Raw genomic sequence first — 24,483 nt, forward strand, 5'->3', positions numbered from 1 at the left:
CCATGAGAGTCCTGATAATAAATACATCTGAACGAATAGGAGGAGCGGCCATTGCAGCAAGCCGGTTGATGGAGTCACTGAAAAACAACGGTATCAAAGCCAAAATGCTGGTGCGTGACAAGCAGACCGACCAAATCAGTGTGGTCCGCTTAAAAAGTAACTGGTTGCAAGTGTGGAAGTTCATGTGGGAACGGATCGTTATCTGGAGTGCCAATCGTTTCCGCCGATACCATCTGTTCGACGTTGACATTGCCAACACAGGTACAGACATCACCTCACTCCCGGAATTTCGCCAAGCCGACGTGATCCATCTGCATTGGGTCAACCAAGGAATGCTCTCGCTGAAAGATATACGGAAAATACTCACTTCCGGCAAACCTGTGGTATGGACCATGCACGATATGTGGCCATGTACCGGCATCTGCCACTACGCACGGGAGTGTAAAAACTATCAGCAAGAGTGTCACGACTGCCCTTACATCTACAAAGGCGGTGGCCGGAAAGATTTATCTTACCGCACTTTCCGCAAAAAACAAAAGTTATACAGCTACGCTCCCATCCATTTCGTCACGTGCAGTCACTGGCTGAAGGAACAAGCACAGACCAGCGCATTGTTTGAAGGAAAAAGCGTCACCAATATTCCGAACGCTATTAATACCAACCTGTTCAAACCCATGAACAAAAAAGAAGCACGTGCCAAGTTCATGTTGCCGGAAGGTAAGAAACTGGTTCTGTTCGGCTCGTTAAAGATCACCGACAAACGAAAAGGAGTCGACTATCTCATTGAAGCCTGCAAACTGCTGGCAGAAAAGCATCCGGAATGGAAAGAGTCACTGGGGGTAGTCGTATTCGGCAACCAGTCACAGCAATTGCAGGAGCAGCTTCCTTTCCATGTCTACCCGCTCCCTTACATCAAGAATGAGCATGAGATAGTAAATATCTACAATGCCGTAGACCTCTTCGCCATCCCGTCTCTGGAAGAGAATCTTCCTAACATGATTATGGAAGCAATGGCCTGCGGAGTACCCTGTGTCGGCTTTAATGTAGGAGGTATCCCCGAAATGATCGATCATCTGCACAACGGTTATGTGGCACAATACAAATCTTCAGAAGATTTTGCCAACGGCATACATTGGATATTGACGGAACCGGAATACGATGAACTCTCCGCACAAGCCTGCCGCAAGGTCTTGGGCAATTATTCGGAGAGCATCGTCGCAAAGAAATATACAGATGTCTACAATAAAATAACGGGGAAATATGCATAGTGTCCATCCTACTCCCAAGTTCTCTATCATTACGGTGACGTACAATGCTGAAAAGGTATTGGAAGACACGATTCAGAGTGTCATTTCACAAACCTATCATCATATAGAATACATCATCGTAGATGGAGCTTCCAAGGATGGAACCATTTCTATTATCAACCGCTACCGCCCGCACATACACACCGTTGTCAGCGAACCGGACAAAGGGCTGTATGACGCCATGAATAAAGGCATCGCCCTTGCCAGCGGCGATTATCTCTGTTTCCTGAACGCGGGCGACTGTTTTCACGAGGACGACACACTACAACAAATGGTGCATACCATCAACGGCAGCGAACTGCCCGATGTGCTTTACGGAGAAACCGCTATCGTAGACCAGGACAGGCATTTCCTGCGGATGCGCAGATTGTCCGCTCCCGAAACGCTTACCTGGAAAAGTTTCAAACAGGGTATGTTAGTCTGCCATCAGGCATTCTTTCCCCGTCATACGCTGGTAGAGCCCTACAACTTGAAATATCGTTTTTCTGCCGATTTCGACTGGTGCATCCGTATTATGAAGAAAGCGCGCACCTTACACAATACCCATCTGACGATTATCGATTATCTGGATGAAGGAATGACTACCCGCAATCAGAAAGCCTCCCTGAAAGAGAGATTTCGCATCATGGCAAAGCACTACGGGTTGATTGGCACCGTAGCACATCATATATGGTTTGTGATCCGTGCGGTGATTCACCGGTAAAGCTGGTTCTCTTTAAAATGTTGCAGGCAACGCAAGCAACTGGTACATCAGCGTACGTGCCATACGTAGCTGCCCCTTTGTACTAGGATGTAAACGGTCATATCCTGCGTCGTAGAAGTAAATCAGTTGCTCTTCCACCATCGGGTTCAGCCCGGTTACCGCATTAAAATCAATTACGGGCACTCCCCACACATTACCGGCTTCCTTGACGGCCTGCACGTAGGCATCCACATATTCACCACAACTATTCTGATAGTTTTCATCCGGTTGCACGTTCTTCTCTCCAAAATCCGCCAGTGAGCGGTGCAACGGGGTTAATAGTACAATCTGCTTATCCGGAAACAGTTGTTTCAGCCTGTGGATTCCGATGTTGATACGTCCTTTATACGTGTTTCCATCCATTATAGGCGTACGTTTCTTGCGGGTTTCCAGCTTTTTGACCTGTCCGCGGGCTGCCATCACCTGTTCTTCTGTTTCCGTAAACCACTCTCCGATAGGCACACCGTCATTAAAATCATTCGTACCCATCAGAATCAAGATAGCATCCACTTCTCCACCGTGTTCCTGCTTTAGTTTCTCGGCCTGACGGGGCACATCATTCCATTGTCTGCCGCTGATACCATATACATAAGGAGTAATCCCCAGCCATTCCTGCAGGAAATCCCAGTATTTCTTTATTTTGTCACCATAGCAGTTGGGATCTGTAATAGAGTCTCCTAAATATCCCACTCTTTTTCCTTGCCACGGATGCCGGACAGCTCCATTATTCGTTTCAGCAGAGTTTGCAACTTTAGATGTTTGATTCTGTCCGCACAGAAAAGAGGAACAGAAAAACAGAATGGTACATGCGAGTAATAATTTGCTTTTCATCGGTATTATACATTAAATGAGAGATTTGTATCTAATATCCTGCAAATGTAATTCAAAAATAGGTAGTTTCAATCAATTTGGGCAGTCAATCTCATCCATACAACCGGACAGACAAACGGGTCTCTATTTGACGATTCTTGCTAAAATGCAGGTTTACAGTATTTTTTCATCAAAGTTATCATTGAGTTTTACACCTAAAATCCTATCTTTGTCACAAACTAAAAGAAAAATTGGATGTTTAACTCATTTTCATTCCATAAGGATTCCGTTCTGTAAATAATCTGTAAGCCTTCCTCTCATTACAGATTATCCCTTATGTTTTCTGACATATTCTTGTCAGAGTTATTTTCTATATCTAAATTTTAAACTATTTGTATGGTCAAATGGTCACAAGCATCGTCACATGCCTTCATTTACCGTACTGCTAAAACATTAAAAAACAATGAGTAACGAATTAAAAACAATCCACGAATTCGATTTTACACTGATATGTAATTACTTCAAAGGACTAAAACGTCAAGGTCCGGGAAGCCCTGAAGTCACACAAAAAGCCTTAAGTTTCACCAACGAACTATCTGACAATGCCAGAATAGCCGATATTGGCTGTGGCACAGGCGGGCAGACAATGGCATTAGCCAACTATACGAAAGGGCAAATTACAGGCATCGATCTTTTCCCCGACTTCATCGAAATATTCAACAGAAATGCAATAGAAGCCCATTGCGAAGACAGAGTAAAAGGCATTGTCGGTTCTATGGACGCTTTGCCGTTTCAAGAGGAAGAACTCGATCTGATCTGGTCCGAAGGAGCTATCTATAATATAGGATTCGAACGCGGCATGAATGAATGGAATAAGTTCCTGAAAAAGAACGGATTCATCGCTGTAACGGAAGCATCCTAGTTCACCCCGGAACGCCCCTCCGAAATAGACGACTTCTGGATGGCTAATTACCCGGAAATCGATACGATTCCGAGAAAAATAGCACAAATGGAGAAAGCCGGATATATCCCGACAGCCCATTTCATCTTACCGGAAAATTGCTGGACCGAGCATTTCTATGCTCCCCAATTCCCGGTTCAGGAAGCCTTTCTGAAGGAATATGCAGGAAATGAAGCTGCCGCAGACCTCATCGCCGGTCAACGACACGAAGAGAGCCTATATAATAAGTATAAGGAATACTACGGCTATGTATTCTATATAGGACAAAAAAGATAATTGACTATCTGCCGGAGAAGTTAGCAAGATAGGATAACTCTCCGGCATTTATTATCCTTTATTTTGCAGAAGATATGGAAACGAAAGATATAAATAAGGAAGAATATCAGTTACGGATCAACAAAGTGACCGACTATATCCATCAAAACATTGACCAGCCGTTATCATTACAGAAAATGGCGGGTATCGCATGCTTTTCTCCTTTCCACTTCCACCGCGTATTTACAATCCTGACCGGCGAAACGCCTACGGATTATATCAAACGCACCCGGATTGAAAAAGCAGCCCTATTATTAAAACAAAACAAGGAACTTTCCGCCACCGAAATTGCCGCCCTTTGCGGCTTTAGCAGCCTTTCGCTGTTAAGTCGCAATTTCAGGCTGCATTTCAGTATGACGATCCGGGAGTTCCGCTCACTAAAATAAAACGCTAAAGAATATGGAAAAAGAAAATAAGATTCTGATTTTTCGAACTTCTATCACCAAAAGATGTGACATCAAACGCATAGGAAAACTTTTGGCAGAGTTCCCTCAAATAGACAAATGGAATGTGGACTTTGAGGACTGGGAGAAAATATTAAGAATCGAGTGCAGTGGTATCACTGCACTCGAAATATCAGAAATACTCCGGAATAATCATATTTTTGCCAGCGAACTGGAATAAAACGGAGGGAAAGAAGTCTCAAACTCCCAACAATTGTTTCAATTCACCCATTCCTTCAGAAGCCCCCTTCTGAATTACATGTATCGAACGGGAAGTATGCGTATCTACCGGTTTCGGATCAATCAGATACACCTCTGCTCCTCTCGGTACATAATGAAGCAGCCCCGCCGCAGGATATACATTAAGCGATGTACCGATAATGACGAAAATATCCGCTCTCTCCACATAGCGGATAGCTGTTTCAATTTCCGGCACAGCTTCTCCAAACCATACAATGAAAGGTCGTAATTGAGTGCCGTCACCGGCCTTGTCTCCCATCTTCACTTCATATTCTTCCGGTTTCAGCTCTTTTATAAATTGAGGATTATATGGATCTCTGCTGGAACATACTTTTGTCAGTTCGCCATGCAGATGAATAATGTGGCTACTTCCTGCGCGTTCATGCAGATTATCTACATTCTGCGTCACCACCGTTACATGGAAACTTTTCTCCAGTTCCGCCAACAACTCATGTCCACGGTTCGGTTTCACCTCCAACAACTGTTTCCGGCGTTCATTATAGAAATTAATCACCAGAGCCGGGTCCCGCTGATAACCTTCAGGAGTAGCCACCTGCTCCACAGGATATTTATCCCACAAACCGCCCGCATCCCGAAATGTACTGATCCCACTCTCGGCACTCATACCGGCACCCGTCAAAACTACCAGATTTTTCATTACTATTCCTCCTTCTTTTTTAATAGCCACACAAATGTAATCAGAATCATCGAATAAAAGAAGACTTTCTTACGCTTAATCTAACCTGATATATACGAAACTTTAAGATGAAAGATACAGATAGTTAGTGTCAGACATACTAAGATTTATTCGTCTGACTATAGTTATATTTACATCTGACTATAGTTATTCTTTCGTCTGACTATAGTTAGACGAAAAGTAAACTATAGTCAGACGATTAATTATCTGCATAAACAAACCTAAATAATCAGAATAAACCGATTAAATCCTACGAACAAAAAACTAATTCTTTAAAGAAAAGCGATTAACTTTCACAGATATAAGAATTTTTAAATAGCAAATGCTAAATCATTCAAATAAAACACGTACTTTTGCGTTTCATAAATTTGCAATTGATTGAAAGCTAAAACCATGAAGGTGATACATTTCAATCGCCAACAAAAAACATTATATGGATAAATTCAGTTACTCTATTGGCCTCGGAATTGGTCAAAACTTATCAAGCATGGGAATCGAAAACCTTGCGGTAGATGATTTCGCACAAGCAATCAAAGATGTATTAGAAGGTAATCAGACAGCTATCAGCCACAATGAAGCCCGCGAAATAGTGAACAAATATTTCGAAGAATTGGAATCTAAGATGAGTGCCGTTGCTATTGAGCAGGGACAGGCATTCCTCGAAGAAAACAAAAAAGGACCGGGCGTAGTTGTCCTTCCCAGCGGACTACAATATGAAATCATCAAAGAAGGTACAGGTAAAAAGCCGAAAGCTACCGATCAGGTAAGATGCCACTATGAAGGTACATTGATCGACGGTACACTGTTCGACAGCTCTATCCAACGCGGAGAACCGGCTGTATTCGGCGTCAACCAAGTAATCCCGGGATGGGTGGAAGCTTTGCAGCTGATGCCGGAAGGTTCCAAATGGAAACTGTATATTCCGTCAGAACTCGCTTATGGCGCAAGAGGTGCCGGAGAAATGATTCCTCCTCACAGCACACTCATTTTTGAAGTAGAATTACTCGAAGTATTATAAATAAAAAATTTCAAAGCAAAATGAAAAAAGTTAGTATTTTTATGGCAATCGCCGCTGCAGCAAGCCTTGCTTCTTGTACAGCTCAAGCTCCTAAAGCAAATCTGAAAACAGACATCGACTCACTGTCGTATTCTATCGGTATGGCGCAGACTCAAGGTTTGAAAGGCTATCTGACAGGTCGTCTGGACGTTGATACTGCTTATATGGCAGAATTCATCAAAGGTTTGAATGAAGGTGCAAACAAGACTAGCAAAAAAGACATCGCTTACATGGCAGGTCTGCAAATCGGTCAGCAAATCAGCAACCAGATGATGAAAGGTATCAACCAGGAATTGTTTGGTACAGACTCTACTAAAACTATCAGCAAAGAAAACTTCATGGCAGGTTTCATCGCAGGTACTTTGGAAAAAGGCGGCGTAATGACTATGGAAGCAGCTCAAGAATATACTCGTACAGCTATGGAAACTATCAAAGCAAAAGCTTTGGAAGAAAAATATGCTGACTATAAAGCTGAAAACGAAAAATTCCTTGCTGAAAACAAGACTAAAGACGGCGTAAAAACAACTGCAAGCGGTCTGCAATACAAAGTAATCACTGAAGGTAAAGGTGAAATTCCTGCTGACACTTGCAAAGTGAAAGTGAACTACAAAGGTACTTTGATCGACGGAACAGAATTCGACAGCTCTTACAAACGTAACGAACCGTCTACTTTCCGTGCTAACCAAGTAATCAAAGGTTGGACAGAAGCTTTGACTATGATGCCTGTAGGTTCTAAATGGGAACTTTATATCCCACAAGAACTTGCTTACGGTGCAAGAGAATCTGGCAACCAAATCAAACCGTTCTCTACTTTGATTTTCGAAGTTGAACTGTTGAGCATCGAAAAAGATAAGAAATAAAAAAGTTCTTTTCTAAATAGAAAAAGGAAAGAGGCACAAAACGTTTGTGCCTCTTTTTTTTGCTTTTTCCTATTTTTTTTCTCCGAAAAGAAGAATAATTAAAATAAATCTCTATATTTGCTTACTATTTGATAACAACAGGAAATTACAATTTATTATTATGGAAAGAATAGACAACCTCGACAGGCAGATCCTAGAGATTATCTCCCAGAATGCCCGCATCCCTTTTAAAGACGTAGCAGCCGAATGTGGAGTATCACGCGCAGCTATCCATCAGCGCGTGCAAAGACTGATTGACCTAGGTGTCATTGTAGGCTCTGGTTACCATGTGAACCCGAAATCATTGGGCTACAGAACTTGTACATACGTGGGTATCAAGCTGGAAAAAGGCTCCATGTACAAATCTGTCGTAGCGGAATTACAAAAGATTCCCGAAATAGTGGAATGTCATTTCACTACAGGCCCGTACACAATGCTGACAAAACTTTATGCATGCGACAACGAACATCTGATGGATTTGCTGAATAACAAAATGCAAGAAATACCAGGTGTAGTAGCTACCGAGACTCTGATTTCTCTGGAACAGAGTATCAAGAAAGAGATTCCCATCCGCGTTGAAAAATAATTGTGATGGAGTTTCTAAATGAATATCACCTTGCAGGGTTATTCATCGGAATCTGTACCTTTTTGATTATCGGCCTTTTTCACCCCGTCGTGGTAAAGGCCGAATATTACTGGGGCACAAAATGCTGGTGGATATTCCTGGTACTCGGCATTGCCGGTGTGATTGCCTCCTTAAGTATCGATAATGTGATCTTATCTTCTTTATTAGGCGTGTTTGCGTTTTCTTCCTTCTGGACGATCAAAGAGGTTTTCGAACAGGAAGAACGGGTACAAAAAGGATGGTTCCCCAAGAATCCGAAGCGCAAATATAAGTTCTAGTAGCAGAGGATGATAGTTTTTTCTCGAAAGAATTTGCATAATTCGACGGAAAATACTACTTTTGTCACCGCATCCAGTTAATGGATACATCGGGCTTTTAGCTCAGTTGGTTAGAGCAACAGACTCATAATCTGGAGGTCCTTGGTTCAAGCCCAAGATGGCCCACGAAAAACTCCTGTAAGTGAAATACTTACAGGAGTTTTTCTTTTATACGGTCAGAATAATGAGATTTACAAAATTAGGAACAGTGCTCCATATTGAAATAAGAATATCAATACTAAATGATTCCAAAGTGCTTCAAAGCCTTACACAAACCGTCATTCTCAACGGTATCAGTAACAAAATCGGCTGACGCCTTGACAGTCTCCGATGCATTTCCCATAGCTACCCCGATTCCGGCAACTTTCAGCATAGGAATATCATTACCGCCATCACCGCAAGCCATTATTTCCGCCATCTCAATTCCATAATAATCGGCAAAAGCTGAAAGTCCGGTTGCCTTACTGATTCCTGCAAGGTTCACATCAGCAAATAAGGGATGCCAGCGTGATAAGGAAAGGTTAGGCAGAAGCGGCATTACTTGCTGTTCCATTTCATCATCGATATAAAAACAAAGCTGGCAACACTCTTTTCTGTCAAATAGTTCTTCAATGTCTACAACGGCGGGGATGGGATGTTCCACGATTTTGGCTATCCGTTCGACAGTCGGAGTCAGCCGATTGACAAACACGCCTTCATCCAGTTCAATAGCAACTGCGAAATCAAAAGCTTTTGTTATTTCCATGGCTTTCTTAAAATCATCCTTTGGAATAAGGTGTCTCCTTATCACAGTGCCATCCAGTAAGACACAGTCAGCTCCATTCAATGCAATAATTCCATCATACGGAACAGCAGCTATTTCATGAAGGTCGCCTGCCGCTCTACCGGTAGCAATGACTATTCGAATCCCACGGTCATGAATCTTCTTAAGAGCTTCAACAGAAGATTGCAATATTTTATGAGTTTCAAAACTCACTAATGTTCCATCTACATCGAGCATGATTGCTTTTATCATAACATCTATATTTTTTATTTACAGTCTATTACCCAGCGACAAAGTTACTGAAAAAATCCCCATAGCAGGTATACCTCCAATACATAAAACAAAAAAGGCAAAAGGAAACGAGATCCTTTTGCCTTATACCTATTGATACCTACTGAAAAATGATAGTTAACGTTTAGCGGAAGTCCTTCAACTCTTCCTGCAATTTCTGACGGGTAAAGAATATGCGGCTTTTTACAGTACCTAACGGAAGATTCAACTTCTCTGCAATCTCACGGTACTTGAATCCTGAAACGTGCATAGCAAACGGAACCCTGTATTCTTTAGGCAGAGCATTGACTACGCGGTGCATTTCCTTTAAATCGTAAGCTCTTTCTGTACTTTCAAAACCTGACTCTTGTGGCAGATTCAGATGATAGAGGTTTTCAGTCTGATCGACAAATGTCTGATCGCGCACTACTTTGCGGTAATTATTAATAAAGATGTTCCGCATTATAGTATACATCCATCCTTTAAAATTTGTGTCGGGGGTATATTTGTCTTCGTTATCCAATGCTTTTAATGAGGTTTCCTGTAACAAATCGTTTGCTTCTTCACGATCGGTTGTCAGTTTGTATGCGAAGCGGAGTAATTCATCCTGTACTCCTATCAGATCTTTCCTGAAGCTTAAACTTTTCATATACGCTATTTTTAAATTGTGAGTATTCGTTGTTATAATTTTGATGTTGCAAGTTTACGGGTTTTCAACAAATGTGGCAGGTGAAGAACAGACATTGTTTAGGGGAAAATCTATCGGTTGATAGAATTTAGGTCATTTTTGATAGTATTCAGGTGGTTTTAATGGCCGGTATAGCAAAAATCCCATTTTGAAGTCACACCTGACTCAAAATGGGATAACACAAACAAAACAAACAATATTAGCGATTTTCACAAACAGCTGTCTTTTTATATTAAAAAATTCATAAGACTTAATTTAGAATATGTCGCTTAAACATTCTTTTTATGGGGACAAAAATATTACTTTCTGGTAAAAAGGAACGCATGATTTAAGAATAGTTATAAAGAATAATTGTTTTATGTATAAAAAATTGTGCCCAACTATAAAGAATTGTATTTCATAACTTAGTACAAAAGAGGCATAAATTAGTCTTTCGGTGATATTCTATAATATCACACATTCCAAAGTGATGTAAATTCTCCAACTTCTTTTTTCACGTAAGAATTAATTTCTATATTTGGGCAATGTACAACCAAATACCAATTTATTATCTATGACTGATACTATTTCTTATCAATATGCAGCTCCTTCCACATTGCAACGGTCGGCCGATCAGGACGAACTGTTTCTTGCCAAATATAGCGAAATAGAAAAGAGAGAAGCCCCCTGTTTCTTTTGGGGAAAGCTGACGCAACCTTATATGACGGCACGCTGCCTCATTGCGTTATCCAATGTTGTGCAGTCCAGTTTCAACCTGACACCGGCACAACTTACAATGCTGAAAGATCCGATTGTAACAGCTGGAAATAACCGTCTGCGCTTTGAAGGATTTTCTAATTGTGCAGGTGTATACGCCAGGGTCGATGTACTTCCTGACGGACACAACGGAGAATTCTTGGAAAACGGGACAACGAATGTAGATTTTAATCCCGGAATGATTTCCGCTTTAGGAGGAATAGGCAGACAAGAAAATGTAGTAATGTCGGTCGGCCCCAAAGAAGTGGGACTCTATAATAAAGGTGAGAAGGTGATAGAGCGAAAAGTGCCTCTTCCCGTAAAATGGATAAAGGGACTGACTACGGTACAGATTTATCAATCCGTTGCCGAAAAGGTCTATTCCTTCAATCGCATACAAACCTTACAACTCTTCCAGACACTACCGAAAAGTAGTGTGAAATGTGACTATTATTTAGTGATGCGCGGTCAAAAACCGGCCTTTTCACCGGTGAAAAGTATGAATGCCATCTGCATCGGAGGACTCCACCGTTTGCGCTTACTCGAACCCTTGCTTCCGTTTGCTGATGAACTGAAAGTATTTGCACATCCTACCATGCAATCTACTATCTGGCAACTCTATTTCGGTCCGGTCCGCTTCAGCCTTTCTCTTTCCCGCGAATGTTGGAGAGGATTCTCCGGAGAAGGTGCCGCACTGGAATCTCTGCTCGAAGATGTACCTGAAAGATGGATAGAGGCGATGGATAAATACAGTTACGCCAACCAACAGTTCAACCCTACGCTTTTTGCCATAGAAGAGCATATTGACCTGGATAAGGTAGATTCTCTCTCGGCACGATTGGCAGCAATGGGTTTGCTGGGATTCGATTTGGATGAAAACAGTTTCTTCTACCGCCGCCTGCCTTTCAAAACCGAACGTATTTTGAGCCTCAACCCGCGAATGATAGCTGCAGAAAAGTTGCTGGAAGAAGACAAAGTAGAAATCATTGCGAATGATGGCAACCGGACGGAAGCCCGTGTTGCAGGAAGCGGAGGAGTGAGGCATACCGTCATTCTGGACAGGGAGAACGAAAAAGAACGTTGCACTTGCACTTGGTTCAGCAGTAATCAGGGAGAACGGGGAGCTTGCAAACATATTTTGGCAGTAAAGAAACTAGCGCAATGGAAGAACTAAAAAAAGAACTGGAGAAGTTATCCAAAGCCTATGTGGATACTCCGGAGAATGAAGAGAAAATATTAATCCCTTTTATCAAGAGATTATTGGAGTTGCCAATGAAGGACAGGCGGAAGTTGCTGCCGCTTATCCGGGAATTGCAATGGATAAAAGGCAGATTCGCTGGTTTCAGCAGTGAGACAACCTGTAGTGCGGCACGGGCACATTTTCTATCGGCAGTACAGTTTGTATGTGCCAACAGACGGGAGATGGATATGGCATATCATGTGAAGTTTGATATGCTTTGCAAACTACTCCCGCTTTACAACCCTGCCTGGCTGACAGATTTTATCAACGATGACAAAACATGGTTCAATTTCGATCTCAATTACGAAGAACTGATGCAGCTCATGGATATGGGTTACCTCAAAGAAATCGCTCCAAGCCGTATTGCACATGTACTCCCCTGGATTACCCGCATCAGAAATAAGAATCCCAAAGGAGACGATACTTTCAACAGTGAACTACTACTCAAACGGGATATTACACTGAAAGAACACATCTGGACGCTTTTCGAACACGAATCAATCATCGGTTATCAGGATGATTGTGCCAAAAATGCTTATAAAAAAGGAATCACAATACGGGATGAAAGTATCAGCGCGGCCCTCTATCGCTTTTCACTGGACGGCCATCTGGATAGAGAACGGCTACTAAGAGCCACCCTCGCCACTTTTCACCGGAGCTTCAAAAAAGACATGGCAGGATGGTTTGCCAGATTCTTTGAAACGCTGCAACCGACCACCGGAGAATCGTTATCCTTACAGGAAGAGATCATGCAAACATTCACTTCTTCCTACACCAAGCCGGTAAATATAATGTTGCAACAGTTGAAGAGCATTGCAGACGAAGAAGGATTCCGTTATCAGGAATTCATCGAACGGGCAACCATCCTTTTCTTCTCCAGTCCCAAAAACTCGCTATTAACCATTTACTCCATCTTTGAAAAGATCGTTGCGCAACATTCCGAGATGAAAGAGCCTTGTTGTATCACTCTCTGCCAACTATTCTTGAAGAAGGACGAAAGCCTGCAAAAGAAAGCTGCCAACTTTATTTCAAAGTATGGGGATGCCTCTTCGTCCAATCTCCAAGAAACACTACAGTCTTATCAACCGGAGATGTTTCAAAGCGTGCAAGCGATACTCGCATCTTTCAAGCCACAGTCTATAGATTCACAGTCTACAGAACCACACCTTGCAAAAGAAGCAAATGCAACAGATACAGGTGTGACAGAAGACATTCTTCATACAGAAGGAAAGAATACAGAAAGAAATAGTACAGATGAAAATAGTACCGATAACTCCCTCCTCTCCGAAGAGCCATCTCTGGAAGCCATCCGCATTTGCCGGGAAGACAACCGTATTCCATTCCCTGCCGACAAAGAAGATTTCCTGTTTCAGCTTAGCCGTTTGTTCGACATGGAGGAGAACTGGGAGATAGAAACAACGATTGCCGCTATCATTGCTTTCCATCCCCAACTGGATAAAGAAGACCTCAACCGGATGGAACCTATTTTCCAACGGGCAGCCAATATTGTTGCCAATAGTTGGGAACCATACGAAGATCTTCTTGCCACTTTCCTGTTGGAATACCAACGCTTATGGGCACAGACAGACAACTCCAACACAGGAGTTTTGAGAAACATGTTCACCCGGCTGGAAGAAAGGCTGAAAGGAATAGATAAAAACAGGGGAGCTTACGACGAACGTTCCTTCAAACGACTTGCCAACTGGAAACCCGGTTACAGCAACGCAACCTGTTTCACCCCTATCAAACAGTTATGGCTGGGTGTGATCCGCCAAATAAAAGGAGGAAATTCATTGCCTCTGCTTTCTACTCCCACCCATACCCCGGCATACCTACAAGCCACCGAACTGATACGCCGGCTTGCCGTATATCAGGAAGCAGGAAAGAAACCTTGTTCGTGGGATTTCCAACTGGCTATTGCCCGTTGTGCTCTGGAAGACAAAGAAGAAGCCATCGTCACCACCCGGCAACTGTTACAAGATGAGTACCTGCATCTCTGCCTGTTCCTATTGGACGAAAACACGCAACCCGAACCGCCCTACAACCATCCGACCGCTTGGGTAGCCGCCGGACTGGTAAAAGCACCGGAGACGGAATTTGAAGCATTCAAGTCTTTCGCCTGTAACACATTGCCACACAACCATCTGACAGGAGACTACGAGTGGAAAGAAGTGAAACCCAAAGAAAACTCATACGAAACGGACAGACGCCTGCTCCAACTTGATTTTCACAAATGGCACAAATATATCGAACGCAACAGCCATCAGCTATGGCAGGAACATCTGATTATTAACAGTAAATACAACATGGATGACTCCCGCTACATGGAACCTCTATTGTGTTGTTACCCTAACCGTCCGGAACCGTTGATAGCCCAGATTATCTCCCATTACATGGCTTTCGGCAGTCCACAGGAAGACAGCAAACGTACCCTTGCCTGTGCCTTGCGCATGTTGTTGTCTTTCCATTGCCAGCTCAAAGAAATGAGTCTACTCCTATTAAGCGGCTCGCTACTTTTTGTAGACAAAACAGTCCGTTCCTATGCAGCGGAGTTATGGGTAGAAGGACTCTCCACAGGAAGAATAAACAACCACCGGGTAGGAGAAATCCTGGCCCGGCTTATCAACATGGAACTTGCTCCGTTAAAACGCTTCACCACACAAGTGTACGAAAGCATGTACAAACGAAGCGCTTTCCACAACCGCCAACTGGAAGAACTGCTCACTGTATTTATCAGCGGATTGCCCGACAAACCCGTCACCGGACTCAAACAACTGCTCGAACTCTATCTGGAACTATTGACCATCAACCGCAGCAAAGTTACAAACGAACAACTCTTGCAACGCCTGCAAGAATGGGCAACGAACAGCAATTTGAAGAAAGTGACCACTTCACTCAACAAACTATAATTAATTCATGATTATGACCCTAGAAGAACGCCTCAACGAAATAGTAGAAAAGCAACAGGGTGATGCCATCATCCCCTTTCTGCAAGGACTCACACAGGAAGAACGAAAGAGCCTGGTACCCCGCCTGAACAAACTGGAAGAATACTACAGTAAATTCGTGCAACTTAACGAGAACACATACGGTACACGGGGGACTTCCGCACAGCATCGTATCATCAATCTTACCGCTCTCGTTATCTATTCGCTGAAAGAATTCCGTAAACACCAATGGGGAATCAACACCGAGCAACTGAATGAATTGATCCCGTGGTACGTCCCCTCCTGGCTCGACAGCTTCTTCAAAGAAGGTGAAGGCAAAGAATTCGGCGGTTTCTACGGAATGGATTACGAAGTCCTGATGGATTGGATAGAGCAGGGAATACTTACTGTGACACCTTCTCCACAAACCATTGCGGGTTATCTGGTAAGCTACATCAACACCACTGCTATACTGCAAAAACGCGAAATCACACTTAAAGAACATATTTGGTATCTCTTTGAGTACGACTGTGGACAGAACTGGATGGATAACCGAAATGGCGGACACCCCTACTATCCTTACAAATATCTTATCGAAAACGGGAAACTAGACCGTATGCGTGTATTAAGAGAATCTCTGCTCGCTGTCAACCGAAATATGAACAAGAACCTATGCGGCTGGTTTGCAGGCATGTTTACCGCACTTACCCCCAGCATAGAAGAACAACTCGCGTTACAACCGGAAATATTAGCCGTCCTGTCCGCCCCTCACAGCCGCCCGGTCAATATCATGCTCGGACTGCTGAAGGGCTTATGCAATCATCCGCAATTTCGGATCGAAGAGTTTCTAAGTCAGACTTCCGTTCTTTTCGCTTCAGATGTGAAGGCAATTCACCAAAACACATTGGCCGTACTCAATAAACTGGCAAAAGAAAGAAAAGAATTTCGTGACGCCATCTGTTGTGTTGCCGCACAAGGGTTGATGAGCCGGGAAGAATCTACTCAAAGCAAAATAGTCAAACTGATCCTGGCGTATGGAGAGACGGAATCTGCCACATTAAGAGAAGCACTCTCCGTATATACAGAAACGATGTTGGCAAACACTAAAAAAGAACTGAAGGCTTATCTGGAGAATAACGAGTCTGACGATACTTCTGCCCATAATAAGGCGACTCCCGCACACTTCGGACAGCCCGACAACAATTCCGCCTCTTTCATGTATGAACCGATACTCCCCATCATCCGTGAGGACAACCGAATACAGGAAATTGCTTCCCCCGAAGACCTGCTATTTCTTGCCAGCCAAGTGCTGGATGGGAACGAGATCTATCATTTCGACCTGCTCCTCGGCGCCTTAGTGCAATGGGACCATCAACAAGACACAAAACAAATCTCACAATGGACACCCATCCTTCAACGCGCTTACAAACTACTGATAAGCGGAGGAAGTTCACGAAACGGCCTATTAGACCAACTAATGGCAACTTTCCTCCTTGACTATGCAAAGCTACTGGTTAAACGCTTCCCTAAAGAAGCAAAAGAGCTAAGTGACTTGCATCAGAAAATGGTACAGAAAGACGAACTGCAGAAAGGTAAATGGAACTATCGTAATCTGCAGAAACTCACCATCCGTCAGAAAACGAACCAAAAAGAGAAATTCCCTGTTCACAAGCAGCTATTATGCCGGACACTAGATCTTTTGGAGAGTAAGGAGAAACCTTTACCCCTATTGTCCACTCCCACCCATATGCCTATGTTTATTGCCCCGGCAACCCTGATAGAAAGATTAAAACAATATCAGCAGGCAAACGCCGAGCCAGACGATATGGATATGCAAACGGCACTCTCGCGAATGGCACTGGATGATTCATCACAAGAGCTCCCTATCCTCCTTCAAGACTTAAAGGGAGAATACCAACGTTTACTTTCTTTCTTGTTGGGAGCAGAAAACGCACTCCCTCAAGCACCCTTCACCCATCCTTCCTGGTGGATGACAGCAGGACTAATCAAGTCGCCGGAAACAATCTACTCCGAATTCAAAGATTTCTCATACAATAAAGGTCCACGCGAGTTCCTGACTGGAAACTTTACGTGGAGAACTTATCTGCGTACTCACTCATATACCGATTACAACAAGCAAGTAGTAGAATGGACCTCCGCAACTCTTACTTTCGATATTCCGGAAAGCAAAAACTCTCATGTCGTCAATAAAGATGAATATAATGAGAGAATCAGTTACCATTCATACGATTCGCATCCGTTAGTGGTCGAAATGTATCCGCTGATAGAGCGCTTCGACGATATACAAAATGACTTGCCACGTTTAGCATGGTTAACTCCCAATATGCCGGAACCATTATTAGTATGGTGTATCCGCAGTGCCATTTACGATCCGATGTTAAATGAGGTTAGGGAAATAGGCATCACCAAAGCCACCATCGAAGCACTTCATCAGTTAAGACACACCTGGCATGAGGCGTCTTACATACTGGAAGCCAGTTGTATGTTGGTAGCAGATAAGACTTCCCGTTCTTATGCCGCCGAAATCTGGATAGACCGTGTCGGCAAAGGATGCATAGACAGTAAGCGCATAGGTAAAATCTTAGGTTCACATCAACATACCGGCTGGGGACCGCTGAAAAGACTCACCGACCTGATACAGCAACAAATGATGAATGTCAGTCCCCTGCACAACCGGGAATTGGAGAATCTAATCGTAGCAATGCTGACCGGACTTCCGGAGAAGCCGATCAAAGATTTAAAGAAGTTGTTGGAGATCTATGCGGAACTGTTATCAATCAACCACAGCAAAGCCAAAGACGAACAGGTTTTGCACCTGTTGGATGTTTGGAAAGGGGGCGCTAATCTGAAGAAAGCAGTGGCTAATATCCAACATTAAGAAGATTGTTGCAACTACTTAATCTCTTACTTTGTGCCACCGTATTGGCACGGCTGTGCCATCGAAGTGGCAAAGTTGTGCCAACGTAGAGACATAACTGTGCCAATATAGTGGCACGACCTGACCACTTAAACAATCAGGATTTAAAGGTAGCTTATTGGAGCAAAAGCCAAAAAGAAGTATCTTTGGCACACTAAATACAAAAGGTTGAATGATTATTCTAAAATATAGTTTAGCTATCTTCTGTTTGCTGCTGACAGGATGCTCCTTCTTTTCCAGCCAAAAGGAAAAGGAGAACCCCGCCCTGACGGAATATGAATATACGACGGACGATATGCAATCCGGCGAAGAAAGTGCCACCGTCTTACCGCCACCGCCAAAGCGAAGCGCAATGGCTCTCTACATGGATTCACTGGGACTCGTCAACGTAACCGATCTGGATAGCAGCCTCGTTGTTAAGTTAATGTATACGCAAGCTGATAATTTCACTGGCGAAGTGCTTTACGACAACTTAACGGAAGCCTATTTGCATCCGGATGCGGCATACGCTCTTATAGAAGCACAAAAAGCCTTGAAAGAGCTTCACCCGTCTTATAGTCTTATCATTTACGATGCAGCCCGCCCCATGTCGGTACAAAAGAAGATGTGGAACGTAGTGAAAGGAACATCCAAATACAAATATGTCTCTAACCCAAACCGTGGAGGCGGACTACACAACTACGGACTGGCAGTAGACATCAGTATTCAAGACTCTTTAGGGCAGCCTTTACCTATGGGAACCCAAGTAGACCATTTAGGTGTGGAAGCACACATCACAAACGAAAACGAACTGGTACATAACGGAAAAATGAGTGAAACAGAACGTCAGAACCGGATACTGCTGCGAAAAGTAATGAAAGAAGCCGGGTTTCGTGCATTACCCAGCGAGTGGTGGCATTTCAATTTTTGCAGCCGGGATGTAGCCAGACAGAAATATAAGTTAATACCATAAATCGGCGCTCAGCAAGATCATAACCGGTGCTCAACGATTCATTGTAATATCCTATAACACAATAACGCCATGATACAAATCTCCCCCGAAACTCAACTTTTTATCCGCGAACATTCATCGGACGATGTACGTACACTAGCTTTACAAGCTAAAAAGTATCCGGATATAAATATGCCGACTGCCATCACCCAAATTGCAGGAAGACAGGTTGCCGCCGAAAAGATTCCTTCATGGCGAGAAATAGAAGAGATATGGTATCCGAAACATCTGTCGCTAGAGCAATGCTCTTCTGAAATCACTGCCCGCTACAAAGCCCGTCTTTTTCAGGGAGATTCGCTGACCGACCTCACCGGAGGCTTCGGCATAGACTGTTCTTTTCTTGCCACCGGATTCAAGTCCGCCACTTATGTAGAACGCCAGGAAGAGCTTTGTGAAATAGCGGCACACAACTTTCCCATCCTGAATCTAAACCATATAAACGTAAGAAATGAGGATGGAGTAGCCTATCTGCAAACAATGTCCCCCGTAGATTGTATCTTCCTCGACCCTGCCCGCCGCAATGAACACGGCGGAAAAACGGTCTCCATCGCCGACTGCGAACCGAACGTAGCCGAGCTTGAAGATCTTCTGCTTAGCAAAGCCAGCCGGATAATGATAAAACTCTCTCCCATGCTCGATCTTTCATTGGCACTGAAAGAGCTGAAACATACACAGGAAGTTCATATCCTATCCGTCAACAACGAATGTAAGGAACTACTCATCCTACTCGGACAAACATCACCGGCGGAAATCACCATTCATTGTGTAAACCTCTTCACGAAAGGGACTCAAGAAGAACAGCACTTCGTATTCACCCGCGAACAGGAGCAGCGTAGCCAATGTACTTATACCGATTCTTTAGGCGATTACCTTTACGAACCGAATGCATCTCTTCTGAAAGCCGGTGCCTTCCGCAGCATTGCCGCAGCCTACCCCGTCCGGAAACTGCATCCCAACAGTCATCTTTATACCTCCGATACTTTTATTGAAAACTTCCCCGGAAGAATCTTCCGGATTGTCAACCAGTGCAGTTTCAATAAAAAAGAAGTAAAAGAGAATCTGGCAGACCTGAAAAAAGCAAATGTGACTGTCCGCAACTTTCCCGCCACAGTAGCCGAACTTCGCAAACGGCTCCATCTGACAGAGGGAGGAGATACCTACTTATTTGCCAGCACATTAAATAATGGACAAAAAGTTATCATCCGCTGTGAGAAAGTCTGAACTATTTGCTATTTTTGCGAAAAGAAACACAATCTAAACTAATTCAGATGAATCAAACACCCATAAAAGCGATTCTATTATTAATCGTATTCACTCTGTCCTGTCACACTCCACTTTTCTCACAGAGAGATTTTGAGCGACATGAGTTCTCGTTCCATGCCGGCTACGGTGTGATGTTTCATAATCCTCCCACACTAACGTTAAGTACCCACAGCTACCAACGTACACTTGCACAAGGCGTAAGCTGGGATGGACAATACCATTTCCGTCCTCTCAAACGCTTTATCTTCGGAGGAATCTACACCGGATTTTCTTCCAAAGGAAGCCATCCTGAAGGAAAAGACCATTTATGGGTTCATTTCATCGGCACGCAAATCGGAATGTGTAATGCCAATACCAAACATTGGCAAATCCGGGTGACAACCGGTCCCGGCGGAGTCATTCTGCGGAACAACAGCGAGGTATTCGGCAACACACGAAAAGTGAGAGCCTTCACTATCGGTCTCCTCACCAATGCCAATCTTACCTATAAGCTGAATTCCAACCTGGGAGTCAGTTTAGGAGTACAATATATGTATAGTGAGCTACTTAGAATAAGGACTTACTATCACGAAGAAAAGGTTACTGTAAAACTCAATTCAAATGATGATGTCAACCTCACGCGACTAAACATCACTACGGGATTATCCTATTATTTCTAACATCCACTAAAAAAAGCACTATGAAGAAATATATACTCATTCTCTTTTCCATCATCAGCCTCTGGAGCTGTAAAGAAACGGAAGATGAATCGATCGACATCACCGTTTTGCCTTCTGCCACCACTACAGGAGCCAACACATTCGGTTGCCTGATGGACGGCTGGATTTATGTGGGAGGGCGATACCTGAATTGGGGACACTCGTATGTATGGACGTATGATTCATTCCACTATTACACAGAAGAAGACAAACTCTCTGTTAGTGTTTCCGTAAAGCCCGGTATCAATCTATCTTTCACTATTTTATCGCCCCAAGAAGGCAAAGAATCAACGATTACCGATATAGAGTTCGGAAGAGAAGAGCTGGAAGACGGAACAGCTTTCATAAGCCGTTTCGACACAGAAATGAAAATTATCAGTGTCACATTCGGTAACGGCAAACGGCTGACTAACGGACGTTTTGATATTCATTATACGGAACACAACAGTAATACCGGAGCCCAATCCTGATATAATCTGATACAGCCTATGCATTTCCGCAAAATCCATAGTTTCCCAGGATAGAAAACCCGTCAATCACCGGTTCCGGAAGCTGTAATACAAACGTAGCATATTTGTTACGCGTTCTTCAACCAACTGTAAAAAGTAAGAAACGTCAACCCTCTACTTTTGCAGCAAATAATTAACGCACGCTAACATTTATGAAACGATTTTTGAAATTTGTCTCATTTGTTCTTTTGGTCATGAGCACAAGCGGTAACACTTTCGCAGAAGAAAAAGTGAACGTAGTCAAACAAGGCACTATCCGCGGACGCATCGTAGATACTTCCAAACAGACCCTTCCGGGAGCATCCATCTATATCGAAAAGCTACATACCGGGGTGACCAGTGATGTCAACGGTTATTATACTTTCGCCAATCTTACTCCGGGCACATACACCGTAAAAGTAAGCTACGTAGGCTACTCACCCGTTGAAATGAAAATCACCATTCCGGCCGGAAAGACACTCGAAAAAGACGTAATCCTGAATGAAGGACTCGAACTGCAAGAGGTAGTAGTAGGCGGAGCTTTTCAGGGGCAACGCCGCGCCATCAACTCGCAGAAGAACACACTAGGGATCACCAATGTCGTTTCAGCCGATCAGGTGGGTAAATTCCCTGACTCCAATATCGGAGACGCACTGAAGCGTATCAATGGTATTAACGTACAATACGATCAGGGAGAAGCCCGCTTCGGACAAGTACGCGGAACTTCGGCCGATCTTAGTTCTGTAACAATCAACGGCAACCGTCTCCCTTCTGCCGAAGGCGACACACGTAATGTGCAGCTCGACCTTATTCCTGCCGATATGATACAAACCATCGAAGTAAGCAAGGTAGTCACCTCGGATATGGATGGAGATGCCATTGGCGGTTCTATCAATCTGATTACTAAAAGTACTCCTTATAAACGAACCATCAGTGCCACAGCAGGAACCGGATACAACTGGATTAGCCAGAAAGCCCAACTGAACCTGGGTTTCACTTATGGCGACCGCTTCTTCAACGACAAATTGGGAATGATGGCAGCCGTTTCTTATCAAAATGCTCCGGTAGGTTCGGATGATGTAGAATTTGAATACGATGTGAATAAGAAAGGAGAAGTAGTAATGGTAGAAGCACAAAAACGCCAGTACTACGTGACACGTGAACGCCAAAGCTACTCACTGGCTTTCGATTACGAAATAAACCCGAATCACCGACTGACACTGCAAGGCATCTACAACCGCCGTCACGACTGGGAAAACCGCTATCGCGTCACCTACAAAGACCTCGACAAAACAGGACCGGACGATGAAGGCGAAATGCAGCAATCTGCCCAAATAGAGACTAAGGGAGGTACTCCCAACAACAAAAACGCCCGCTTGGAACTGCAACAGACAATGGATTTCAGCCTGGGCGGAGAACATCAGTTCGGCAAACTGTCAATGAACTGGGGAGCTTCTTACGCACGTGCCAGCGAAGACCGTCCGAACGAAAGATACTTCAATCTGAAACAAGACTTTCTCGGATTTGACATCGTGGATGCAGGCGGCCGTTTTCCGTATGTGACAACCGATGTAAACCTGCACAACGGAGAAGTGGACGGTGAAAGAGGAAAATGGAAAGTGAAAGAACTAACCGAAAGCAACCAGGAAATCTACGAAAAAGACCTGAAGTTCAAAGTAGATTTCGAACTGCCGCTGGCCAACGGAATCTATGGAAACAGCCTGAAATTCGGAGCCAAATATGCATCCAAGACTAAAAATCGCGATGTAACCGTCTACGACTACGCAGACGCCTACAAGGATGCATACAAAACAGCGTATATGGACAACCTCACGAGTGAGATTCGCGACGGCTTCATGCCCGGCAATCAGTATAAAGCCACCGATTTCGTATCCAAAGAATATCTGGGTTCGCTCGACCTGAAAAACATGGAGGGTGAACAGGTGCTCGAAGAATCTTCCGGCAACTATCATGCTAAAGAGAATGTGACTTCCGCTTTTTTCCGCTTCGACCAAAACCTGGGAAAGAAACTAAAAATGATGCTGGGTCTCCGCATGGAAGCCACTCATATCAAATACGACGGCTGGAACTGGATGGTGGATGAAGAGGAAAACGAAACGCTTGAACCGACCGGAGATCATAAAAACAACTATGTCAACTGGCTCCCCAGCGTATTATTGAAATACGATGTGACCGATGATTTCAAAGTTCGCGCCTCTTTCACAGAAACATTGAGCCGCCCCAAATATTCCGCATTAATTCCATGTGTCAATATCAACCGCAGCGACAATGAACTCGTGATGGGTAATTCTGACCTGACTCCCACCCTCTCATACAACTTCGATTTAAGTGCCGATTACTATTTCAAGAGCGTCGGTCTGGTCAGTGCAGGTATCTTCTATAAGAAAATCAACGATTTCATTGTCGATCAGGTGATTGGTGACTATACCTACCAAAACAATGAATACAAGAAGTTCACCCAACCCAAAAACGCAGGTGATGCCGACTTGCTTGGTGTGGAACTGGCTTATCAACGTGATTTCAGCTTCATCGCTCCGGCATTGAAATGCATCGGATTTTACGGTACATACACCTACACTCACACCAAAGTGAACAACTTCAATTTCGAAGGGCGCGAAAATGAGAAAGACCTCTCCTTACCCGGTTCTCCCGAACATACGGCAAACGCCTCACTCTACTTCGAAAAGAAAGGTTTTAACGTACGTCTCTCCTACAACTTTGCATCCAGCTTTATCGACGAAATGGGAGAAGTTGCCGCACTAGACCGTTACTATGATGCCGTGAACTATATGGACCTGAACGCAAGCTATACATTCGGCAAGAAGTTCAAAACAACATTCTACGCAGATGCTACCAACTTATTGAACCAACCATTGCGTTATTATCAGGGCACTAAAGACCGTACCATGCAGTCTGAACACTACGGTGTAAAGATAAACGCCGGCGTAAAAGTGAACTTCTGATGCGAGCCAAACAACGATATTCATTCCTTTAAAAGGAAGCCCCCGTTGGTTTAAAAGGAACAGAGCATTGGTTTAAAAGAAACGT

At 43.7% G+C, this 24,483-nt stretch carries 20 protein-coding genes, 1 tRNA gene and 1 pseudogene; 18 read left to right on the forward strand and 4 right to left on the reverse strand.

Annotation, left to right across the window (positions count from 1 at the left end; genetic code table 11):
* The first annotated feature begins 2 nt into the window (after positions 1–2).
* Complete coding sequence (locus INE92_RS17905; RefSeq protein WP_015531818.1) at positions 3–1,268, forward strand: glycosyltransferase family 4 protein; 1,266 nt, start codon at positions 3–5, stop codon at positions 1,266–1,268.
* On the forward strand, positions 1,261–2,010 hold the full coding sequence (locus INE92_RS17910) for a glycosyltransferase family 2 protein (protein ID WP_009038874.1): 750 nt from the start codon (positions 1,261–1,263) through the stop codon (positions 2,008–2,010). Before INE92_RS17905 ends, INE92_RS17910 begins: the two co-directional genes overlap by 8 nt.
* A gap of 12 nt (positions 2,011–2,022) precedes the next feature.
* Here the strand turns inward: INE92_RS17910 and INE92_RS17915 are convergent, their stop codons facing one another.
* On the reverse strand, positions 2,023–2,880 hold the full coding sequence (locus tag INE92_RS17915; protein ID WP_015531819.1) for an SGNH/GDSL hydrolase family protein: 858 nt from the start codon (positions 2,878–2,880) through the stop codon (positions 2,023–2,025).
* 442 nt (positions 2,881–3,322) lie between these two features.
* Here INE92_RS17915 and INE92_RS17920 point away from each other — a divergent pair.
* The 3 genes and pseudogenes from INE92_RS17920 to INE92_RS17930 all read left to right on the forward strand — a co-directional run bounded on the left by INE92_RS17920 (position 3,323) and on the right by INE92_RS17930 (position 4,759).
* A pseudogene (locus INE92_RS17920) lies at positions 3,323–4,096 on the forward strand (class I SAM-dependent methyltransferase).
* A 74-nt stretch (positions 4,097–4,170) separates the two neighbouring features.
* Positions 4,171–4,521: a helix-turn-helix domain-containing protein gene (locus INE92_RS17925; RefSeq protein ID WP_004296599.1), complete on the forward strand. Its 351-nt coding sequence runs from the start codon at positions 4,171–4,173 to the stop codon at positions 4,519–4,521.
* 13 nt (positions 4,522–4,534) lie between these two features.
* Positions 4,535–4,759: a hypothetical protein gene (locus tag INE92_RS17930; protein WP_015531822.1), complete on the forward strand. Its 225-nt coding sequence runs from the start codon at positions 4,535–4,537 to the stop codon at positions 4,757–4,759.
* An 18-nt stretch (positions 4,760–4,777) separates the two neighbouring features.
* Here INE92_RS17930 and INE92_RS17935 read toward each other — a convergent pair whose 3' ends face one another.
* Complete coding sequence (locus tag INE92_RS17935) at positions 4,778–5,476, reverse strand: SIR2 family NAD-dependent protein deacylase (protein WP_195436739.1); 699 nt, start codon at positions 5,474–5,476, stop codon at positions 4,778–4,780.
* 472 nt (positions 5,477–5,948) lie between these two features.
* Here INE92_RS17935 and INE92_RS17940 point away from each other — a divergent pair, with 472 nt between their 5' ends.
* The 5 genes from INE92_RS17940 (at position 5,949) to INE92_RS17960 (ending at position 8,539) form a co-directional block, all read left to right on the forward strand.
* Positions 5,949–6,533 (forward strand): FKBP-type peptidyl-prolyl cis-trans isomerase, encoded by a 585-nt coding sequence (locus INE92_RS17940; RefSeq protein ID WP_008023341.1) that lies wholly within the window; start codon positions 5,949–5,951, stop codon positions 6,531–6,533.
* Positions 6,534–6,553: 20 nt separating this feature from the next.
* A complete protein-coding gene (locus tag INE92_RS17945; RefSeq protein WP_015531823.1) occupies positions 6,554–7,432 on the forward strand; it encodes an FKBP-type peptidyl-prolyl cis-trans isomerase in 879 nt (292 codons plus the stop codon).
* A 160-nt stretch (positions 7,433–7,592) separates the two neighbouring features.
* On the forward strand, positions 7,593–8,057 hold the full coding sequence (locus tag INE92_RS17950) for an Lrp/AsnC family transcriptional regulator (protein ID WP_004302580.1): 465 nt from the start codon (positions 7,593–7,595) through the stop codon (positions 8,055–8,057).
* Positions 8,058–8,062: 5 nt separating this feature from the next.
* Positions 8,063–8,374 (forward strand): DUF4491 family protein, encoded by a 312-nt coding sequence (locus INE92_RS17955; RefSeq protein ID WP_004296605.1) that lies wholly within the window; start codon positions 8,063–8,065, stop codon positions 8,372–8,374.
* 91 nt (positions 8,375–8,465) lie between these two features.
* A tRNA-Ile gene (locus tag INE92_RS17960) sits at positions 8,466–8,539 on the forward strand.
* A gap of 112 nt (positions 8,540–8,651) precedes the next feature.
* On the opposite strand, the gene INE92_RS17965 is transcribed toward INE92_RS17960, so the two are convergent.
* Complete coding sequence (locus INE92_RS17965) at positions 8,652–9,428, reverse strand: Cof-type HAD-IIB family hydrolase (RefSeq protein ID WP_195436738.1); 777 nt, start codon at positions 9,426–9,428, stop codon at positions 8,652–8,654.
* 163 nt (positions 9,429–9,591) lie between these two features.
* Positions 9,592–10,095, reverse strand: a complete 504-nt coding sequence (locus tag INE92_RS17970; RefSeq protein ID WP_004296608.1) for an RNA polymerase sigma factor — start codon at positions 10,093–10,095, stop codon at positions 9,592–9,594.
* A 592-nt stretch (positions 10,096–10,687) separates the two neighbouring features.
* Between INE92_RS17970 and INE92_RS17975 the strand changes: the two genes are divergently transcribed.
* The 8 genes from INE92_RS17975 to INE92_RS18010 all read left to right on the forward strand — a co-directional run bounded on the left by INE92_RS17975 (position 10,688) and on the right by INE92_RS18010 (position 24,398).
* Entirely contained in the window at positions 10,688–12,043 is a 1,356-nt protein-coding gene (locus tag INE92_RS17975; RefSeq protein ID WP_195436737.1) for an SWIM zinc finger family protein, read from the forward strand.
* The gene (locus INE92_RS17980; protein ID WP_015531826.1) at positions 12,031–15,018 is read left to right on the forward strand and encodes a DUF6493 family protein; all 2,988 of its coding nucleotides are present in this window, start codon (positions 12,031–12,033) and stop codon (positions 15,016–15,018) included. The genes INE92_RS17975 and INE92_RS17980 overlap by 13 nt, the downstream gene beginning before the upstream one ends.
* A 13-nt stretch (positions 15,019–15,031) precedes the next feature.
* Entirely contained in the window at positions 15,032–17,935 is a 2,904-nt protein-coding gene (locus INE92_RS17985) for a DUF6493 family protein (RefSeq protein ID WP_032850984.1), read from the forward strand.
* A gap of 211 nt (positions 17,936–18,146) precedes the next feature.
* Positions 18,147–18,926 (forward strand): M15 family metallopeptidase, encoded by a 780-nt coding sequence (locus INE92_RS17990; protein WP_009038870.1) that lies wholly within the window; start codon positions 18,147–18,149, stop codon positions 18,924–18,926.
* Positions 18,927–18,995: 69 nt separating this feature from the next.
* Entirely contained in the window at positions 18,996–20,186 is a 1,191-nt protein-coding gene (locus tag INE92_RS17995) for a class I SAM-dependent methyltransferase (protein WP_009038869.1), read from the forward strand.
* A 47-nt stretch (positions 20,187–20,233) separates the two neighbouring features.
* The gene (locus tag INE92_RS18000; RefSeq protein ID WP_004317090.1) at positions 20,234–20,887 is read left to right on the forward strand and encodes a hypothetical protein; all 654 of its coding nucleotides are present in this window, start codon (positions 20,234–20,236) and stop codon (positions 20,885–20,887) included.
* A gap of 20 nt (positions 20,888–20,907) precedes the next feature.
* Entirely contained in the window at positions 20,908–21,396 is a 489-nt protein-coding gene (locus tag INE92_RS18005; protein ID WP_004317088.1) for a hypothetical protein, read from the forward strand.
* Between the two features lie 191 nt (positions 21,397–21,587).
* Entirely contained in the window at positions 21,588–24,398 is a 2,811-nt protein-coding gene (locus INE92_RS18010; protein ID WP_008997600.1) for a TonB-dependent receptor, read from the forward strand.
* Positions 24,399–24,483 lie beyond the last annotated feature (85 nt).

The organism is Bacteroides xylanisolvens (assembly GCF_018289135.1).
Taxonomy (GTDB): domain Bacteria; phylum Bacteroidota; class Bacteroidia; order Bacteroidales; family Bacteroidaceae; genus Bacteroides; species Bacteroides xylanisolvens.

Bases quoted from the DNA above. Each gene is read 5' to 3' on its own strand.
- INE92_RS17905 (WP_015531818.1), top strand. From the start codon at position 3: ATGAGAGTCCTGATAATAAATACATCTGAACGAATAGGAGGAGCGGCC.
- INE92_RS17910 (WP_009038874.1), top strand. From the start codon at position 1,261: ATGCATAGTGTCCATCCTACTCCCAAGTTCTCTATCATTACGGTGACG.
- INE92_RS17915 (WP_015531819.1), bottom strand. From the start codon at position 2,880: ATGAAAAGCAAATTATTACTCGCATGTACCATTCTGTTTTTCTGTTCC.
- INE92_RS17925 (WP_004296599.1), top strand. From the start codon at position 4,171: ATGGAAACGAAAGATATAAATAAGGAAGAATATCAGTTACGGATCAAC.
- INE92_RS17930 (WP_015531822.1), top strand. From the start codon at position 4,535: ATGGAAAAAGAAAATAAGATTCTGATTTTTCGAACTTCTATCACCAAA.
- INE92_RS17935 (WP_195436739.1), bottom strand. From the start codon at position 5,476: ATGAAAAATCTGGTAGTTTTGACGGGTGCCGGTATGAGTGCCGAGAGT.
- INE92_RS17940 (WP_008023341.1), top strand. From the start codon at position 5,949: ATGGATAAATTCAGTTACTCTATTGGCCTCGGAATTGGTCAAAACTTA.
- INE92_RS17945 (WP_015531823.1), top strand. From the start codon at position 6,554: ATGAAAAAAGTTAGTATTTTTATGGCAATCGCCGCTGCAGCAAGCCTT.
- INE92_RS17950 (WP_004302580.1), top strand. From the start codon at position 7,593: ATGGAAAGAATAGACAACCTCGACAGGCAGATCCTAGAGATTATCTCC.
- INE92_RS17955 (WP_004296605.1), top strand. From the start codon at position 8,063: ATGGAGTTTCTAAATGAATATCACCTTGCAGGGTTATTCATCGGAATC.
- INE92_RS17965 (WP_195436738.1), bottom strand. From the start codon at position 9,428: ATGATAAAAGCAATCATGCTCGATGTAGATGGAACATTAGTGAGTTTT.
- INE92_RS17970 (WP_004296608.1), bottom strand. From the start codon at position 10,095: ATGAAAAGTTTAAGCTTCAGGAAAGATCTGATAGGAGTACAGGATGAA.
- INE92_RS17975 (WP_195436737.1), top strand. From the start codon at position 10,688: ATGACTGATACTATTTCTTATCAATATGCAGCTCCTTCCACATTGCAA.
- INE92_RS17980 (WP_015531826.1), top strand. From the start codon at position 12,031: ATGGAAGAACTAAAAAAAGAACTGGAGAAGTTATCCAAAGCCTATGTG.
- INE92_RS17985 (WP_032850984.1), top strand. From the start codon at position 15,032: ATGACCCTAGAAGAACGCCTCAACGAAATAGTAGAAAAGCAACAGGGT.
- INE92_RS17990 (WP_009038870.1), top strand. From the start codon at position 18,147: ATGATTATTCTAAAATATAGTTTAGCTATCTTCTGTTTGCTGCTGACA.
- INE92_RS17995 (WP_009038869.1), top strand. From the start codon at position 18,996: ATGATACAAATCTCCCCCGAAACTCAACTTTTTATCCGCGAACATTCA.
- INE92_RS18000 (WP_004317090.1), top strand. From the start codon at position 20,234: ATGAATCAAACACCCATAAAAGCGATTCTATTATTAATCGTATTCACT.
- INE92_RS18005 (WP_004317088.1), top strand. From the start codon at position 20,908: ATGAAGAAATATATACTCATTCTCTTTTCCATCATCAGCCTCTGGAGC.
- INE92_RS18010 (WP_008997600.1), top strand. From the start codon at position 21,588: ATGAAACGATTTTTGAAATTTGTCTCATTTGTTCTTTTGGTCATGAGC.